Genomic DNA, 17,002 nt, shown 5'->3' with positions numbered 1-17,002 from the left:
GCGCCCGCTGTGGCCGCATGTCGCCGGCTAGGAATCGGCCACCCGCGTGCCCGTCGTCGCGGCGAGCACCGCGGCGGTGAACTGATCGGGCGCCTCGACCATCACCAGATGACCCGCACCGTCGACAACTATCGACCGCGACGGCTTCAGCGTGCGGTTCAGCGCGGCTCCGGCATGGGCGCACAGCACTCGATTACGACTCCCCCACACCGTGGTGACGGGCGGAAAGCCGGCGGGCGGTGCGAAGCTGTCCAGCTCGCCGAGCAGCGGGATCTCCCGGGAGATCGCGGCCGTGACCATCAGGCGCCGGGGTTCGGTCCAGCTCTCGCGCAGATGCGCGACGATCTGCGCCGCATGCGGCGCCCGTTCGCAACCGAGCTGCTCCGCCACGATCAGCCCGGCCACGGGGCCGGGAACGCGGACACGTGCGAGCAGCGCGTCGATGCGCAGCCGCCGACCGAGCCATGCCGCCCATCCCGTTCTGGTCGGTCGCAAGGTAGCCGGGGTCAGCGGGCTGCTGAGTACCAGCGACCGCAGCCGCTCGGGATGACGCTGCGCGTAGAGCAGTGACAACGCGCTGCCGAAACAGTGGCCGACCAACGTCACATCGCGCAGATCGTGCTCCTCGAAGAACGCGCTGACCATGGCCAGATAGTTCTCGACCGTGTACCCGGCGTCGGGAGCGTCCGATTCGCCGTAGCCGATGAGGTCGATCGCGAAAACCCGGTGGTTGTGCCGCAACGCGTCGAATTGCGCCCGCCAGATGTGCCGATCGCCGCCGAGGTTGTGCAGGAAGACGATCGGTGGACCCGCACCCGCTTCGTCGTAGGCGATCGAGGTTCCGCGAAAGTCGAAATGCCGCATCCCCGGGCTTCCTTCCAGTGGCAGCCACGTGACCACGTCGTCGTGGTCGATCCACGGTAACCGCCGATACCGGCACCCCACGGAAGAACGCACCGTTCGCCGATCGACACCGAACGACTACCGGGTTCCTCCGGCTCCGGCCGGAGAAATGACGCTCAGTCCAGACAGAACTCGTTTCCCTCCGGGTCCGCCAGCACGATCCATCCGGCACTCATCGGAGGTTCGGGCTCGAAGCGCTCGACCCGCGTTGCCCCGAGCGCGACCAGCCGCTCACACTCTGCCTCGAGGGCGGCCATCCGCTCGTCGCCCTGGAGCCCGGGCGCCGCGCGAACATCGAGGTGCACCCGGTTCTTCGCGACCTTGTCCTCCGGCACTCGCTGAAAGAAGACCCGTGGACCGTGCCCCTCCGGATCCTCGATGGCCGACTTCGAGTTCCGTTCTTCGGCGGGCACACCGAGGCGCGCGAGAAACTGATCCCACACCGCCAGCGGATCGACACCGGCGGGCACCTCGACACCGGGCGGCCCCGGGTGCACATAGCCCAGCGCATCGCGCCAGAAGGTCGACAGCGCGGCCGGGTCGTGCGCGTCGAAGGTGATCTGGATATGGCGACTCATCTTTGCTCCGTCCATGGCAGGTCCTTTTCGTCACCGTAGGCCACGCCTCCGACAACTCGGCGCAACCACCGCGGTCGAGCCCGCGCCACTGCGTGCGTCACGAGGCCGGCGAGTGGGGCGAGACAGCCGGGCCCGACGACCGCGTGCGCTGATCGGCACCGACCTCGCGCAGCGCGGCGATCAGGAAGTCGTCCACCGCTTCGGTTCGTTCGAGGTGCACGAGATGCCCCGCACCCGGAACTTCCACTACCGCACGGAGATCGGTGACATTGGCCCGCAGCGTGGCCAGCGGGTCGCGACCACTGAAGCCCTCCATGTCGGGGTCGTTCTCGCCGTAGAGGAAATAGGTGGGGACCTGGATCCGGGCGTCGGCGAAGGGCTCGGCGAGTTCCCAGTTGCGATCCAGGTTGCGGTACCAGTTCAACCCGCCGGTGAAGCCCGTTCGTTCGAATTCTGTGGCAATGGTGTCGAATTCGTCGTCGGTGAGCCACGGCCACGGCAGCGCGGGCGCCGCGGGCAGCACATCCAGGTAGCCGAGGCCCGGCGGGTTCTTCCAGGTGTCGAGGTAGTGGTAGTCGCCGGAGAGGGAGAAGTAGACGCGGGACAGGAAATCCCGCGGCCGCGCGGCCAATTCGGCGTCGGCAACGCCCGGCTCCTGAAAGTAGGACAGGTGCAGGAAGTGGCGCTGGGCGGCCTTGGTCCAGAAGGCCGAGGGCGCGCGGGGCGGGCGTGGCGAGTACGGATTGTTCAGCACCACAATGGCTTCCACGCGCTCAGGAGCGCGCAGCGATAGTTCCCACACCAGTTGGGCACCGAAATCGAGACCGACGAACACCGCCTTCTCGGCGCCGATGTCGTCGAGCAGCGCCAGCAGATCACCGATCACCGCCACGTTGGTGTAGGCGTCGACGTCGGCGGGCGCGTCGGTGCGGCCGTAGCCGCGCAGGTCGGGTGCGATGGCCCGGAATCCCGCCTCGGCCACGGCCTTCACCTGCCGGTGCCAGATGAAGCCCGTATGCGGGAAGCCGTGACAGAACACGACCGGGTAGCCCTGCCCCTGCTCGGTGACATGCATCCTGACGCCGCCGGTATCGAGGAATCTCTGCTCCACTGCCGCCTCCATTTTCTAGAACGTGTTCTGATTTGACGGTAGTGTCCGGAGGTCATGAGCGGAACACCCAATATTCTGGCCGGGCGCGTCGCGGTGGTGACCGGGGCAAGTCGCGGCATCGGCAAAGGCATCGCCCTCGAATTGGGCGCGGCCGGTGCGACCGTGTACGTCACCGGACGCACCGCCGAGCCAGGGAAGCTGCCCGGCACCGTGCACGACACCGCCGCGATGATCACCGAACTCGGCGGACACGGCGTCGCGGCAGTCTGCGATCACCGCGACGACGACGCGGTCGAGACCCTCTTCACCCGGATCCGGGAGGAGCAGGGCCGCCTCGACGTGCTCGTCAACAACGTCTACAACTCCCCCGCCGCCGCCCGCTGGCTCGGCCGCAAGTTCTGGGACGTGCCCGCCAAAGCCTGGGACGAGACCTTCGACATCGGCGTTCGATCCCATTACGTGGCCAGCGTCTTCGCGGCTCCGCTCCTGATCGAATCGGCCGGGCTCATCGTCAACGTGTCCTCCCCCGGCGCCCGGCGCTACATGCACAATGCCGTCTACGGCGTCGGCAAGACCGCACTTGACCGCCTCACCGCCGACCTCGCCCACGACCTGAACGGCACCGGCGCGGCGGCGGTCTCGATCTGGCCCGGCATCGTGAATACCGAACTGCTGCAACTGGTTCCGGCCGACGAGCACGGCCGCCGTCAGGTCACGCTGCCCGGCGAGGGCACCTTCGACCTCGACGCCGCCGAGACTCCGCGTTTCGCCGGGCGCGCGGTGGTCGCCCTGGCGGCCGACCCCGGCCGGTCGACGCGCTCCGGACAGGCCTGGAAAGTCGCCGATCTCGCCGAGGATTACGGGTTCACCGACGTCGACGGACGCATCCCGCGCGCCGACTGAGCACCCCTAGAAATACCTGGAACAGTGCGTTACATTTACATTGAGGATCAGCCGCTCGATGGCTGTCCAGGTGACAACGGAGAGAAACAATGACGTTCTCGAAGACCGCGGCTGCCGAGTACGCCGAGACCCTGCACACCCTCTCGGCCGGGTCGGTCCATCGCCGGTTCGACCCCTACCTCGACATCGATTGGGACGCACCGGAACTCGCGATCGACCGCAACGACCCACGCTGGGTGCTCTCCCCCGAACTCGACCCACTCGGCGCGACGAGCTGGTACCAGAACCTGCCGCTGGAACGCCGGATCGAGATCGGGCGGTGGCGTCAGGCCAACGCGGCCAAGGTCGGGCTGGCCTTCGAATCCATCCTGATCCGCGGGATGATGCAGTACGCGATGACCCTGCCCAACGGCTCGCCGGAATTCCGGTACTGCCTCCACGAGATGACCGAGGAGTGCAACCACATCCAGATGTTCCAGGAACTGGTCAACCGCATCGGTGACGATGTGCCCGGCATGCGACCGATGTTCCGGGCGATGTCACCGTTCATCGGCGTCGCGGGCGGTTACTTCTGGGCCATTCTGTTCATCGGCATCCTCGGCGGCGAGGAACCGATCGACCACTATCAGAAGGCATTGATCCGCTCCGACCAGCAGACCCAGCCCGCGTTGCTGCGGATCATGCAGATCCACATCGCCGAAGAGGCGCGCCACATCTCGTTCGCCCACGAGTTCCTGCGCACCCACATCGCCCGGATGGGTCCGGTGCGCACCACGGTCTGCGCGGTGGCGTTCCCGATCGCGATGCGCTGGCTCGCCGACGAACTGGTGAAGCCGTCGAAATCCTTCGCCACCAAGTTCGACATCCCCGACGAGGTTTTCGCGGACGCGTTCTGGCGCAGCCCCGCCTCCCGCCAGATCCTGCGCGGATTCTTCGGCGACATCCGCACCCTCGTCGACGAACTCGGCATGATGAACCCGGTGACCCGGCAGCTGTGGAAGGTACTGAAAGTCGACGGCGGCTACACACGCTATCGCGGTGAACCCCAACGCCGCGCGAGCTGAACGCCACGGACTAAGATCGGCCACGGTAATTCTCGGCACCCGAACGAACAGGACTCCCATGGCGCGTAAAGTCGTTGTCACACTTGTCGATGATTTCGATGGCACGTCTGCTGCCGATGCGACTGTCACCTTCGGAATCGACGGGGCCGCCTACGAAATCGATCTGTCCGATGCCAACGCGGCAGAGTTGCGTGAGGTATTCGAACAGTGGGTTCCGTACGCGCGCCGCACCGGTCGGGCGAAGGCGGGCTCCGCACGGCGCCTCGGCGCGGCACCGGCAGCCGAATCCACCCGCCGCAACGATCTGACCGAGATCCGCGCGTGGGCTTCGCAGAACGGGCACACGGTCTCCAGCCGTGGCCGGATCTCGGCGGAAGTCATCTCGGCCTATGAGCAGGCCTCGGCGTAAAGCTTCGGTTCGTCAACAGCACGGCGCGCATTCCCTCCGCGCGCCGTGCTGTTCTCGTCTCAGTTGGGCAGTGGGATATCGGCTTTGAATCGGTCTCCCGGCGGCAGACCGCGCAGCACCGCGCTGGTCCAGGCGACCGCGGGCGGCCAGCCCGCGACGGCGTTGACGAGGTGTTCAGGGAGCGGCATCGTGTAGAACCGCAGATCCGCGCCGCGGTCCCAGTAATCGTTCACCGTTGGCAGTACCGCCGACGTCGGGATCAGTTCGTCCCAGATTCCGTGCCACCAGAAGATCGGGCTGTCCGGAATATGGTGCCCCAGACTCTGATCCGCGAGAACATCCATCACACCCAGCGCCGTTTCGAGTGACTTCCCCGGCTGGAAATAGGCACTGATCGGCCGGTACGCGCCTGCGGCCGCGATCGTGTAAACGCAGCGACCGCGCATATCCGCCACGATCGCCTGTCCTTCGGGGGTCAGCAATTCCTTCGCGTCGAACTGGTCGGGGAATTCCCGTGACAACGCGGCGAAGCCGAGCCACATGGTGAAATTACTGGCGCCGGTAAGGCCCGGCTGCTGGGCGATCGCGTAACGCGCCTGCGCGCGCAGGTCGGCCGGGAATCCACCCACCGCGGTACCGAGCAACCGCACATCGGGGGCGTAACTCGCGCGCAGTTCGGCCGCGCGGATCGAACCTGAGCCGCCACCGGAGTAACCGTAGAGCGCGATACCGGAGTCCGTCAGACCCAGCGCCGAGTTCTTCATGGCGCGCAGACTGTCGAGCACCATCTTGCCTTCGTCATAGGTGTTGAAGGTATTGAACTTGCCGTCGAAGTCGGCGACGTTGATCGCGAACCCCTGCGCGAGCCAATACACCGCCAGCGCGGCCTCCTTCATCGTGCCCGTCTGCAGGGTGTAGGACGGGTTACACGAGGAGTCGGTCGAATCGATGGCCTCCTGGAACGACACGACCGGCCGCGGACTGCCCGACCACGGAATGCCGGGGACGATCACCGAGGTGGCCGTGGCGATCGGGTTGTCGTGCACGTCGTTGCTGCGATACAGCAACTGTTCGGTGTGCACCGGAAACGGCAGGCCGAGCAGGCGTGTCTGCACCGTGCGGGAGCGGATGATCTGGCCCGGCGCATAGGAACTCAGGTCCGCGGGGTCGTCGTACCACCGATCTTCGGCGGGCACCGGGATCGGCAGCATGTCGTAGAGCTGGGGTTCGGCGGGCAGCTGCGGGAGCTGGTTCTGGTCCGGTGGAAAACTCGGATACGGATCGCCGGTGGCGTAGCCCGCGCTCGATATCGCGAGACAGATCGCGGCCAAAGGCGCTGCCACCCGCCCCACAAGCAGGCTGCGCGCGGCCAGGCGACGCGGGCGGACGGTAGCGGCCGTGCTGCACTGCATGGCATCTCCTTCAATGGGTGACGCCGATTACAGCACTTTGTCTTGTTTCTAACAAGAGTGCTTGTTCACAATGCCGTCACGGCCAACCCGTTGAACCTCACGCCATCGGCCCGGTTCGCGGATTGCCCCACCAGACCGGCCAGCGAGATGCCCGCACGCGGTCCGTGAATTGCGTTGTGCCAGTGGGCGAACAAGCTGGGTACGATCGCGTCGCGGTAGAGTGCGCCTGGATCTTTGCTGGGGTGCGAGCACAATCTTCGGGGGAATACGATGGATCAGATACTGGCCCTGATCGGCCTGGGTGGCCTGTTTCCGACGATTGTCGCGGCCGTGTCGGCCTGGTGGTCGACGACGTTCAGCCGCCGCGTCAACAAGCGGGCAATCGAAGTGACCATCGCCGGCGACCCGAACCCGACAGCGGCGGCGGGGCATCGGGCGGATGCGGCGATCGACAATGCCCCGGCGATCCGTCATCGAACGGAGGAATACCTGCGCCAGGTGCGCACTGCGATGGCGCAGAGCACGGCGTTCTTCTGGGCGTACATGATCAGTGGCTGTTGCGGGGTTGTCGTGGTGCTAGCCGCGGCGTCGATGGTGGCGTTCGGGAATCGGGACGCGGCGGCCGCGACGTCGATCATGGGAGCGGTGCCGGTCGGGATCACCGCGTTGTTCTACAAGCGGTCCACCGATCTCGACAAGATGGTGAGTGAGAACCTCACCCGCCTTGGCAAAGCGTACGAGATCGCTGAGGCCAACCGCGCGGCCCATGATGTGGTGTCACGGATGGGAGTTGGTGCCGATCAGGATCGACTGCTGGCCATGATCGGTGTGCGACAACTGTTTCCGGCCGCGACGCCATCGGAAGTCGCTGAACTCCTTCGTGCCGTACCCGTCGAATCCGGAACCGATCGGTAGCGATCCGGCGAGCGCCTGCTCGCCCACACCGACCAGCTGTCTTTTCCGGGGAAACTAATTGCCGAACTGAACGGTTTCGGGGCGCTCGATCAGGAGAACATGGGCGACCTCGTCCACGACCGGTCGGTGCCGAACTCCCTTGGGCACTACGAACAATTCACCCGGACGCAGGATCACCGGCTCCCGGTCTGCCAGTTCGAGGCGAATGGTGCCGTCCCAGCAGAGGAAGAGTTCGTCTTCGTCGTGGTGGTGCCAGGGGAACGCGCCCGCCAGCTGGGCGACGCGGACAACGGTGTCGTCGACCCTCGCCAACTCGCGTTGCTGGAACGGACCGGGCAGGGCGGCGATAGCTGCGGTGATCGACACGGAACCGGTGGCGCTCGAGGCTGTCATGGTGACCATCGTCGATCGGCTCGGCGCGCCGATCCAGCGCCAATCGAGCATAATTGGTTTGGCTATGGAACCAATCAATGTGACAGATCGACTCGGGCGCTGGTCGGCGGGGCGTGGGCCGCTGTACGCCCTGCTCGCGGCGGGGTTGCGCGGGCTGATCGACGACGGTGAACTGCCGCCCGGTGCGCTGCTGCCACCGGATCGGACGCTCGCCGTCGCGCTGTCGGTCGGGCGGAGCACCGTCGTCGCGGCCTACGACCTGCTCCACGACGAAGGACGGATCGTGCGGCGTCAGGGCAGCGGCACCCGGGTCGCGGGGACGCCGCGCGACGATCCGCCGGATACCACCGGTGAGCCGATGTTTCTCGACCTGCTCGAGCCACGGTCCGACGTGATCTCGCTGGCGTGCGCGGCACCGGACCGACCACCTGTCGAAGTGGCCGAGTCCTACGCGGCGATGCTGCCGGCCTTGGCCGCGACGACCGACGACATCGGCTATTACCCCTCGGGTCATCCGGTGCTGCGGGCGGCGGTCGCCGAGCATTACCGAGGGCGCGGGCTACCGACCGAGCCGGCCCAGATACTCGCCACAACCGGTGGGCAACAAGCACTTTCGTTACTTGCGCAGGCCTACCTCCGGCCCGGCGATCGAGTTCTCGTCGAAGCTCCGACCTACCCCGGTGCGCTGGAAGCGTTTCGCGCGCAAGCGGCGGTCGTGACCGGATTGCCGCCGGGGCTGGATGGTTTCGCGCGTGCGCTCCGCGATCACCGCCCGGCGCTCGCCTACGTGATTCCCACCTACCAGAACCCGACCGGTTCGGTACTGCCCACGCTCGTGCGGCGCACACTCGCGGAAGCTTCAGCAGCGGCGGGGATTGCGCTCATCGACGACGAGGTGCTTGCCCAGCTCGGCTTCACCGGTTGCGAAACTCCGCAGCCCCTGGCCGTTTTCGCCGACACGGTGATCACCATCGGCTCGCTGAGCAAGAGCGTCTGGGGCGGCCTGCGCGTCGGCTGGATACGCGCCGCACCACCCGTCATCAGCAAATTGGCCAGACTGCGCGCGGTGCACGACCTCGGCGGCAACCTGCCTGCCCAACTGGCCGCGGCCGAGCTACTCCCCCGCCTCGACGGCCTGCTCCGCGCACAAGCCACCGAACGCGCGCGACGCCACGCCCACCTGCGCGCCGAACTCGCTCGCCAGATCCCCGAATGGGACGTGCCCCCGGTCGAGGGCGGGCAGACGCTCTGGATCCGGTTGCCCTACGGCGACGGCGCCTGCTTCGCGCAAGCCGCACTGCGCCAGCGCGTTTCGATCCTGGCGGGCAGCGGGCTGGATCCGACCGGCGGCAGCGAACGTTATCTGCGGCTCCATTTCCTGCATCCCACGGAGACGCTCACCGCGGCGGTCGCCCGCCTCGCGCAGGCCTGGCGCGCGTATCGCCCGCCGGCCACACCGACCACCGCGGCACCCCCACTCGCCCTCTAGGGTTGACCTTGACGCTGCGTCAGGGTTGCAACCTTGTCGCATGACGAACGACACCCCTGCCCCGACACGACACGCACCGCCGGTCGGCGGATTCACCGAGATCGACGGCAACCAGCTTTTCGTCCACCGATCGGGCAGCGGCGGACCTGCCGTCGTGTTCCTGCCCGGCGCCAGCGCGGTCGGTCTCGACTATTTCGGTGTGCAGCAGCAGGTTTCGCGATTCACCACCGCCGTGGTGTACGACCGCGCCGGCACCGGCTACAGCGACCCACATCCGCTGCCGCGCACCGCCACCGCGGTCGCCACCGAAATGCACCAGCTACTCCGCGCCGAAAACATCACCGGCCCTTACATTCTCGCCGCACATTCGCTCGGCTGCCTCTACGCCCACCGGTACACCCAGCTGTATCCGCGGGAGGTGGCCGGGCTGGTCTGGCTGGACGGCCTGCACCGCGACTGGGACGTCTTCATGCCACCGGCGATGAGCCTTGCCGCGGCCGCGGCGCCTGCCCCTGATGTCGAGCAACTCGAAACGATCCGCACGGCTCTGCGCGCTGTGCACGCCGAGTTGCTGGCGCACTACCCGGAGCGCGTGCGACACGCGCTGACTGAGGCCAAGGCGAGTGCGGAATGGATCCGTGCGGGCTTCGCCGAGCGCAACGGCTTGCCCGAACTGGCCATCGAACTACGCGCCGGACCGGATCTTCCCGAAGTTCCGCTGGTGGCGCTCAGCGTTCTCGGCGCCGACCCCAACCAGCCGGTCGAGGTCATGGCGGAGATTCACGACGGCCGACGGCGAATGGACAAAGCCCTGGTGAGCGGCGTTGCGCAGGCCGAACAGCGCATCCTCACCGACACCGCACACCACCGACTCTGCTTCGACCGTCCCGATGCCGTTGTCCAGGCGATCCGCGATGTCGTCGCTCGGGTTCGTCGCCACTAGAATCGGCGCGGTGCTCACCATCGGCCAGCTCGCGGCAACCGCGGGCGTAACCGTGCGCACGGTACGCCACTACCACCAGGTCGGCCTGCTGCCCGAACCCGAGCGCGACGACTCCGGCTACCGCCGCTACACCGCACAGGCGGCGGTGGCTCTCATCCGCATCAGAACCCTCGCCGACGCCGGCGTCCCACTGTCTCGGATCGACGCGCTCCTACACGCGCAACCACCCGAATTCGCCGCGGCCATCAGCGATATCGACGCCGAGCTCCAGCGCAAGATGGACCGACTCGCCGAGTATCGCCACCGGATAGCGCAACTGGCAACCGGCGAAAGCCTTTTCCTCCCAGCCGAAGTGGTCACCCTTCTTGACCGCATGCGCAACCTCGGCGTCAGCGAACAGCGGATCCAGCTCGAGCGCGACGCGTGGATCCTGCTGCAAGCCATGAACGCCGACGCCATACCGCAACGAATCCGCGAAAAGAACGCCGAATTCGACGACCCCGAAACCACCCGCCACTATCTGGCGGTAGACGCGTCGTTTCATTGGCACCCCCACGATCCACGCCTCGACCGCCTCATCGACGACCTGGATGCCTGGGAAATCGCCCATGAGCGCGACACCGGCCAGTCGGCGAAACTGGTCGCTTCCCGAATCGCCGAGTCATCTCCCGCCTGGCAGCGCATCGTCGGTGCCCTGCGATACCGCGCCGAACAACGCGCCGCCAACCCCGACAGCTGACCTCCCGCAGGCCCGGCGCTGTGCTGAGGTGTCGGATGCGTATTCGTCGAAGTCGGCGGGAAGCTCCGGCGGATGGCGCTCTTCGACACCGGTCATTTCGCGCTGGAGCAGAATCTTCCCGAAATCGCCCCGCTCATCAGTGATTTCGTCGATCGCCTCCATGCCTAGCCGATGAAGATCGCCGTCGTCAGCGCTGAACCAGGTCGCGAAGGGCCGCGGCGACGGCCAGGGGGTCCTCTTCGGCCATGAAGTGGCCCGCGTCGACGGTGCGGTGGTCGAGGTTCGGTGCCCAACTCGACCACAGTGCCGCCGCTTCGTAGCCGAGTGCGGCACCCCAGTCCTGCTGCATGACGGTGACGGGCATCGACAGCCGGGTGCCTGCCGCGCGGTCGGCGCGATCGTGGTCGATGTCGATGGTCGCCGAGGCGCGATAGTCGGCCACGATCGAGGGGACTGCGTCGCGGCAGGCATCCAGATACGCGGCGCGCACAGCCGCGGGAATCGCGGCGGGATCTTTGACCCACTGGTCGAGGAAGTAGGCGAAGAAGGCGTCGGCGCTGGCGGCGATCATCTGTTCGGGCAGCCCGGGCGGCTGCGCCATCAAGTACAGGTGGAATCCGACAGCGGCGGTGGCGCCGTGCAGCACCTCCCACATGTCGAGGGTGGGTAGTACGTCCAAGCACGCGAGGTGGGTGACCGCGTCGGGGTGGTCGAGACCGGCGCGCAAGGCCACCAGGGCGCCGCGGTCGTGGCCGGCCAACGCGAAGCGGTCGTGGCCGAAAGTCTGTGCCAGGGTGACGATGTCGGCGGCCATCGTGCGTTTGGAATAGACGTCGGGATGCACTGCCGCCGGTTTGTCACTGTCGCCGTAACCACGGAGATCGGGGACGATCACGGTGTGTTCGGCGGCCAGGTCGGCAGCGACGTGCCGCCACATCAGGTGGGTCTGCGGGAACCCGTGCAGCAGCACGATCGGGGTTCCCGAACCGGCGACGGCGGCGGTGAGCGCCACCTCGTCGGCGACAGGAACACGGTGGTAGTCGAAACCGGGAATGGTGCGGGTCATCGCGTTGGCTCTCTCGTTCGAAGGCTGTTCCGCGGGGACTGTGCGGATCGGTTCGAGCGTGCGGTGTCGCGATTAGCAGGCGATGAACGCGCACTACATTGGCCTGATGCGGTTTCAGGTGCTCGGATCGATCGCCGCCAACGACAACCTGGGCGGACCGGTCGTACTGCGCGGTCCGCGCTACCGCGAGGTGCTCGCACGGCTGATCCTCGCCCGCCGGCGGGTCGTTCCGGTCGGCCGGCTGGTCGAGGATCTGTGGGACGAGCCGCCCGCGAACGCGGTGGGCGCGATCCGTACCTTCGTCGCCGGGCTGCGGCGCGCGCTCGAGCCCGACCGCCCACCGCGCACCCCGCCGCGCCTGCTGGTCACCGAGGGACTCGGCTACGCGCTGCGGGCCGAACCCGATGCCGTCGACGCGTGGCGATTCGACGACGCTGTCCGTGCGGCCTCGACGCTGCCCGCGGGGCAGGCCTTCTCCTTGCTCACCGAGGCTTTGCGCTGGTGGCAGGGACCGGCGTACGCCGACTTCGCCGACGCGGGGTGGGCACAGGCCGAGCGCGCACGGCTCGCCGAGCAGCGTCTGCTGGCGGTCGAGCGTCGCGCCGAAGCCCAATTGACGCTGGGTGCCGCCGCCGCGGCGGTGCCCGACCTCGACGCGCACGTCACCGAGCACCCGTGGCGCGAGGACGCGTGGGGACTGCTGGCCACCGCGCTGTACCGCTCGGGTCGCCAAGCCGACGCGCTCGCCGTCCTCGCCCGTGCCCGGCGGATGCTGGCCGACGATCTCGGCATCGACCCCGGACCGGCACTGCGCCGCCTCGAACACGACCTGCTGCGCCAAGCCGAACACCTCGACCCGATCGCGACCGATCCCAGCGTGCGGGTCTGGGAACAGGCACGCGCCGCCTACGACAGCACGGTCCCACCGGGCACCGGCACGCGACTCGAATCGACCGCGGGCCTGATGCGTGACCTCGCGGTGACGGGCGGTGGCGGGTTGGCAGCAGCACGCGCACATCGGATTTCAGCTGTCGTCGCCGCCGACCAACTCGGTGACGCCGAACTGACCGCACGGGTGATCGGCATCTACGACGTTCCCGCGATCTGGACCCGCTCGGACGATCCGGCGCAGGCCGGCCGGCTCGTGGACATCGCCGAGAAGACACTGCTGCGGCTCCCCGTCCACGACGATGCCGATCGAGCCAGACTGCTCGCGACCATCGCCGTCGAATCGCGCGGTGGTCTCCCGCCGGACCAGCCGACCGAGGCCGGATTGCGGCCACTGCGCGCCGCCCGCCAGGCCGAAGAGATCGCGCGGCGGCTACACGACCCAGCACTGCTCGCATTCGCACTCAACGGGGTGTTCATGCAGAGTTTCCAGCGCGCAGGCATGGCACTGCGGCGCGACGCCGTCGGCAGCGAGATCGTCGCGGTAGCGGCCACGAGCAGCTCGGCCACCTACGAGGTGCTCGGTCATCTGATCCTCATCCAAACACGGTGCGCCCTGGCCGATTACCCCGGCGCCGACCAGCACGCCGACGCGGTGGACGCCCTCGCTCGGCGTTACCAACTGCCGCTGGTCGAGGTGTTCACCACCTGGTATCGCGCCCTCCGTACCAGTGCGACAACAGATCTCGACACCGCCGAAGCGGCGTACCAGGCAGCTGCCGTATCTCTGGTCGGCGCCGGGATGCCCGGACTCGAGCGCGGTCTCTTACCGCTGGCCGAGCTGAGCCTGTATCTGCGGCATCACGATACCGGCCGGATCGCCGCGATCGCTCCCGACACGGACTGGGGGCCGTACAAGCCCTGGATCGAACCCACCCTGCTCGTCGCGCGAGGTGACCTCGACGCCGCGCGAACCGCCTTGCGCAACATCGCCTCCCCGCCGCGCGACCTGCTGTTCGAGGCACTCTGGGCCATCGTGGCACACGCGGCCATCGCCGTCGGAGACGTCGAGACCATGCACCGTGCCCGGACTCAGCTCTCCCCCGCGGCAGCCGAAACCACCGCGCAGAGTGGGCTTCTCAGTGTAGGTCCGGTTCGCACCTACCTCGACGACATCGAATCGGCGATGCGACGCAGGGGAACACCCGGGTCGTAGGGAGCCCCGGTGACACTTCGCGCCTGCTAAGAGAAGACGTAGTCGGTCAGCGGGAAGTGTCCACTGCGCCAAGCGGATTCGAGGGTGGAGGTGGGGCGAAGGGGTACGTCGCCGTGCTTGTCGAAGTAATAGCTGTTGGCGACGGCGCAACTCTGGTCCCAGAACACCTGGCCGCCCCGGCGGGCGAGCATTTCGCGGAAGTAGCGGTCGTTGGCCTCTTCGGTGACCTCGATCCGGTCCGCGGCGTTGGTGCGGGCGTGGTGCAGGCAGCGCAGGATGTGGCGGGTCTGGTTCTCGATCAGGGTGAAGTAGGAGGCGCCGTTGTAGCCGTAGGGGCCGATGATGGAGAAGAAGTTCGGGAAGCCGGGGACGCTGACGCCCTCGTAGGCCTGCAGCCGGTTCTCGTCCCACCAGGTCTCCAGGTCGCGGCCACCGACCCCGTGCAGGTCGTAGGTCGGCATGTTGCCGGACTCCATGACTTTGAAGCCGGTGGCGAGGATCAGGACGTCGGCGGCATGCTCGGTGGTGCTGTGCACGCCGGTGGGGGTGATCTCGCTGATCGCGGCCGTTTCGAGGGTCACGTTCGCGCGGTTGAAGGTCGACAGATAGTCGTTGGAGAAGCTCGGTCGTTTGCACCCGAGGGCGTACTTCGGGGTCAGCGCGGCCCGGGTGACGGGGTCCTTCACCTGGCGCCGCAGGTGAGCCAAGCCAGCGCGTTCGCCGATCGCGGCGGTGGGCAGCGAGCGGTGGTAATGGGCGGCGAGTGGGAAGGTGAACTCGACGTAGGTCTGGCTCACCAGCCGGGTCACGGTGCGTCCGCCGGGGATCTTCAGGGCAAGGCGAGCAGGCAGGGGCAGCGGCAGATCAGGGCGGGGCAGGCACCAGATCGGCGTGCGCTGGAACACTGTCAGCTGTTCCACCTGCGCGGCGATCTCCGGGATCACCTGGACCGCGGAGGCGCCGGTACCGATGATCGCCACCCGCTTACCGCGCAGATCCTGGCGGTGATCCCAGCGCGAGGTGTGCATGGTCGCGCCCGCGAAACTCTCGATGCCGGGGATGTCGGGCAGTTTGGGTCGGGTGAGTACGCCGGTCGCGCTGATCACGAACCGCGCGGTGAGTTCACCGTCGGTGGTGTGCAGTACCCAGCGATCGGCGTTTTCGTCGAAGTCCGCGCCGACCACGGTGGTGCCGAAGCGAATTCGCGATCGCAGCTCGTATTTGTCCACGCACGATTCGGCGTAGGCCTTGAGTTCGCGGCCGGGCGCGTACACCCGCGACCAGTCGGTGCGCTGTTCGAAGGAGAACTGGTAGCTGAACGACGGGATATCCACGGCGACACCGGGATAGGTGTTCCAGTGCCAGGTCCCGCCCACGCCGTCGGCCTCGTCGATGATCAGGAAGTCGTCGAACCCGGCCTTGCGCAACTCGATCGCCACGCCGATCCCGGAGAATCCGGCACCCACGATCAGGATCTCGTGGTCGATTCCGTTGGTACTGCTCATGCGATCTCCTTCACGAGTGCCGCCGACGGATGCAGGCGGCCCGGCCGGGCGATGGAACGGACGACGTGGCCCGCGTCGTCGGCGTAGACGATGCTGTCCACCCGGTGCTCGATGCCGTCGACGGTGCGCACGCCCAACGGCACCAGCCGGGCGATCGGCCAGGTCACCAGGGTGCAGTGCGGTTGCCGCAGGGTGCGGTAGTAGCTGTCGTGTACCGCAACGCCCGCGGTGTCGTCCGGGGTCAGCCGGTGGCGCAGCCAGGAATCACGCACCTGGACACGCAGATTCGCGCGAGCGACGAATCGGACCAGTCGCTCCGGCGCTGCGCGCAGGGTCATCGCCGCGCGCGGGAGGACCCAGACCGCCTCGGTCTGGAACACCGTCACCCGGGCGGCCTCCGCGGCGATGCCGGGCAGCAGCCGCGCGGCTGCCGCCCCGCTGCCGATGATCGCGACACGCTGACCGGTGAATTCATGCCGTGGTGAGAACGCCGTGGCGTGCAGTTGGTGGCCCGCGAAGGTATCGGCGAAACGGGGCGTCGTCATTTCGCCACCGGTTCATAGGTGAGCTCGTCCGACCAGGACGGCCTGCGGCCGAGGACCCGGATCGGGAACCGATCGATACAGGCGTTGGACACGTCGGCCAGCAACTGGAACGGCTGACGGCGATGAATGGTGGCCTTCCCGTGCATCTTCACCACGTGATACAGCGGAACCCGGCGAATGGCCGCGCTGCGCTCCCCCACGTTCTCGTAGCGGCGCACCGCCTGCCACAGCTTCTCCTCGTCGAGACCGAGCGCGATGATGTCGGTCGACATCCGCGACAGCAGTGGCGCGTACAGCAGTGCGCCAAGCACGAACGACGGGCGCACCGCGAAACCCGCTGTCTCGATGACGATCCGGCGCAGCGGACCCGCACCGAGCTGCTCGAGCACCTGGAAACCGACTGCCAGATGGCGGGATTCGTCGCTGTTGATGTGGCGGAACACCTCGTGGCACACCGGGTCGTCGACCTCGTCGAGCAGGAACTTCACCAGTGCGCCGTCGAGCGCGGTCTCCAGCGACGGGATGACGGTCCCGAGCACGGGCAGGGTCAGCTGGTCGGCGTAGCGGTCGAGCCAGCTGATCACGAGACGAATGTTCTTGTTGGGCACCGGCATCGCGTCGCCCTCGGCGAGCATGCCCCACCGGCGCATCAGCGCGAGTTCGGCATTCGCGTGCTTCTGTTCCTCGGCGTGGAAGTACCGATAGATCTCCCGCAGCGGGCCGGGTGGCGCCTGGTGGGTCAGGGCGGCGAAGCCCCGCGCGCCTACGTGTTCGATCCACACCAGATCGGCCATGAAGGTGGCGAGGCGCGGGCGCTGCTCCTCGGTGATCGTATCGGAACCCGGTGCGTCCCAGTCGATATCGGCCAGCGCCCACTGCTTGGCGCGAATCGTGGCGAGCATGTCGGGGTAGGCGAACGTCAT

General features: G+C 67.5%; 17 protein-coding genes. 8 read left to right on the top strand and 9 right to left on the bottom strand.

The genetic code is table 11. The features are described 5' to 3' along the window. Positions 1-27: 27 nt before the first annotated feature. From ACQHI0_RS06455 to ACQHI0_RS06445, 3 genes are all read right to left on the bottom strand, one after another. A complete protein-coding gene (locus ACQHI0_RS06455) occupies positions 28-864 on the bottom strand; it encodes an alpha/beta fold hydrolase (protein WP_427907002.1) in 837 nt (278 codons plus the stop codon). A 155-nt stretch (positions 865-1,019) separates the two neighbouring features. Beyond that, a complete protein-coding gene (locus tag ACQHI0_RS06450) occupies positions 1,020-1,481 on the bottom strand; it encodes a VOC family protein (protein WP_427907001.1) in 462 nt (153 codons plus the stop codon). Positions 1,482-1,578: 97 nt separating this feature from the next. Then, positions 1,579-2,604 (bottom strand): alpha/beta fold hydrolase, encoded by a 1,026-nt coding sequence (locus ACQHI0_RS06445; RefSeq protein ID WP_427907000.1) that lies wholly within the window; start codon positions 2,602-2,604, stop codon positions 1,579-1,581. A 42-nt stretch (positions 2,605-2,646) separates the two neighbouring features. Here ACQHI0_RS06445 and ACQHI0_RS06440 point away from each other — a divergent pair, with 42 nt between their 5' ends. The 3 genes from ACQHI0_RS06440 (at position 2,647) to ACQHI0_RS06430 (ending at position 4,968) form a co-directional block, all read left to right on the top strand. Beyond that, the gene (locus ACQHI0_RS06440) at positions 2,647-3,495 is read left to right on the top strand and encodes an SDR family NAD(P)-dependent oxidoreductase (RefSeq protein WP_427906999.1); all 849 of its coding nucleotides are present in this window, start codon (positions 2,647-2,649) and stop codon (positions 3,493-3,495) included. 89 nt (positions 3,496-3,584) lie between these two features. After that, positions 3,585-4,559 carry an AurF N-oxygenase family protein gene (locus ACQHI0_RS06435; RefSeq protein WP_427906998.1) on the top strand — a complete coding sequence of 325 codons (975 nt, stop codon included), beginning with the start codon at positions 3,585-3,587 and terminating at the stop codon, positions 4,557-4,559. A 58-nt stretch (positions 4,560-4,617) separates the two neighbouring features. Next, positions 4,618-4,968 (top strand): histone-like nucleoid-structuring protein Lsr2, encoded by a 351-nt coding sequence (locus tag ACQHI0_RS06430; protein WP_427906997.1) that lies wholly within the window; start codon positions 4,618-4,620, stop codon positions 4,966-4,968. A 59-nt stretch (positions 4,969-5,027) separates the two neighbouring features. Here the strand turns inward: ACQHI0_RS06430 and ACQHI0_RS06425 are convergent, their stop codons facing one another. Then, positions 5,028-6,380 (bottom strand): lipase family protein, encoded by a 1,353-nt coding sequence (locus tag ACQHI0_RS06425; RefSeq protein WP_427906996.1) that lies wholly within the window; start codon positions 6,378-6,380, stop codon positions 5,028-5,030. Positions 6,381-6,650: 270 nt separating this feature from the next. Between ACQHI0_RS06425 and ACQHI0_RS06420 the strand changes: the two genes are divergently transcribed. Continuing rightward, complete coding sequence (locus ACQHI0_RS06420) at positions 6,651-7,295, top strand: TRADD-N-associated membrane domain-containing protein (RefSeq protein ID WP_427906995.1); 645 nt, start codon at positions 6,651-6,653, stop codon at positions 7,293-7,295. Positions 7,296-7,349: 54 nt separating this feature from the next. Here ACQHI0_RS06420 and ACQHI0_RS06415 read toward each other — a convergent pair whose 3' ends face one another. Next, positions 7,350-7,688 (bottom strand): cupin domain-containing protein, encoded by a 339-nt coding sequence (locus ACQHI0_RS06415; protein WP_427906994.1) that lies wholly within the window; start codon positions 7,686-7,688, stop codon positions 7,350-7,352. A gap of 79 nt (positions 7,689-7,767) precedes the next feature. On the opposite strand from ACQHI0_RS06415, the gene ACQHI0_RS06410 reads away from it, so the two are divergent. Genes ACQHI0_RS06410 through ACQHI0_RS06400 form a run of 3 tightly spaced genes read left to right on the top strand, consistent with a single transcriptional unit; the run spans position 7,768 to position 10,859 of the window. Then, positions 7,768-9,177, top strand: coding sequence for a PLP-dependent aminotransferase family protein (locus ACQHI0_RS06410; protein WP_427906993.1), 1,410 nt, complete (start codon positions 7,768-7,770; stop codon positions 9,175-9,177). Positions 9,178-9,217: 40 nt separating this feature from the next. Further along, entirely contained in the window at positions 9,218-10,120 is a 903-nt protein-coding gene (locus tag ACQHI0_RS06405; protein ID WP_427906992.1) for an alpha/beta fold hydrolase, read from the top strand. Then, positions 10,092-10,859, top strand: a complete 768-nt coding sequence (locus tag ACQHI0_RS06400; protein ID WP_427906991.1) for a MerR family transcriptional regulator — start codon at positions 10,092-10,094, stop codon at positions 10,857-10,859. The genes ACQHI0_RS06405 and ACQHI0_RS06400 overlap by 29 nt, the downstream gene beginning before the upstream one ends. Before the next feature lie 187 nt (positions 10,860-11,046). Here ACQHI0_RS06400 and ACQHI0_RS06395 read toward each other — a convergent pair whose 3' ends face one another. After that, positions 11,047-11,925, bottom strand: coding sequence for an alpha/beta fold hydrolase (locus ACQHI0_RS06395; RefSeq protein ID WP_427906990.1), 879 nt, complete (start codon positions 11,923-11,925; stop codon positions 11,047-11,049). 106 nt (positions 11,926-12,031) lie between these two features. Between ACQHI0_RS06395 and ACQHI0_RS06390 the strand changes: the two genes are divergently transcribed. Continuing rightward, entirely contained in the window at positions 12,032-14,029 is a 1,998-nt protein-coding gene (locus tag ACQHI0_RS06390; protein WP_427906989.1) for an AfsR/SARP family transcriptional regulator, read from the top strand. 26 nt (positions 14,030-14,055) lie between these two features. On the opposite strand, the gene ACQHI0_RS06385 is transcribed toward ACQHI0_RS06390, so the two are convergent. Genes ACQHI0_RS06385 through ACQHI0_RS06375 form a run of 3 tightly spaced genes read right to left on the bottom strand, consistent with a single transcriptional unit; the run spans position 14,056 to position 17,002 of the window. Continuing rightward, complete coding sequence (locus ACQHI0_RS06385; RefSeq protein WP_427906988.1) at positions 14,056-15,534, bottom strand: flavin-containing monooxygenase; 1,479 nt, start codon at positions 15,532-15,534, stop codon at positions 14,056-14,058. Next, positions 15,531-16,079, bottom strand: coding sequence for an NAD(P)/FAD-dependent oxidoreductase (locus tag ACQHI0_RS06380; protein ID WP_427906987.1), 549 nt, complete (start codon positions 16,077-16,079; stop codon positions 15,531-15,533). The genes ACQHI0_RS06385 and ACQHI0_RS06380 overlap by 4 nt, the downstream gene beginning before the upstream one ends. Next, positions 16,076-17,002, bottom strand: coding sequence for a ferritin-like domain-containing protein (locus ACQHI0_RS06375; protein WP_427906986.1), 927 nt, complete (start codon positions 17,000-17,002; stop codon positions 16,076-16,078). The genes ACQHI0_RS06380 and ACQHI0_RS06375 overlap by 4 nt, the downstream gene beginning before the upstream one ends.

Origin of the sequence: Nocardia sp. FBN12 (assembly GCF_050320175.1) — a bacterium.
In the GTDB taxonomy this organism is placed as follows: domain Bacteria; phylum Actinomycetota; class Actinomycetes; order Mycobacteriales; family Mycobacteriaceae; genus Nocardia.
Note: the sequence above shows the minus strand (reverse complement) of the source record. Positions and strands in the feature narration are given on the sequence as shown.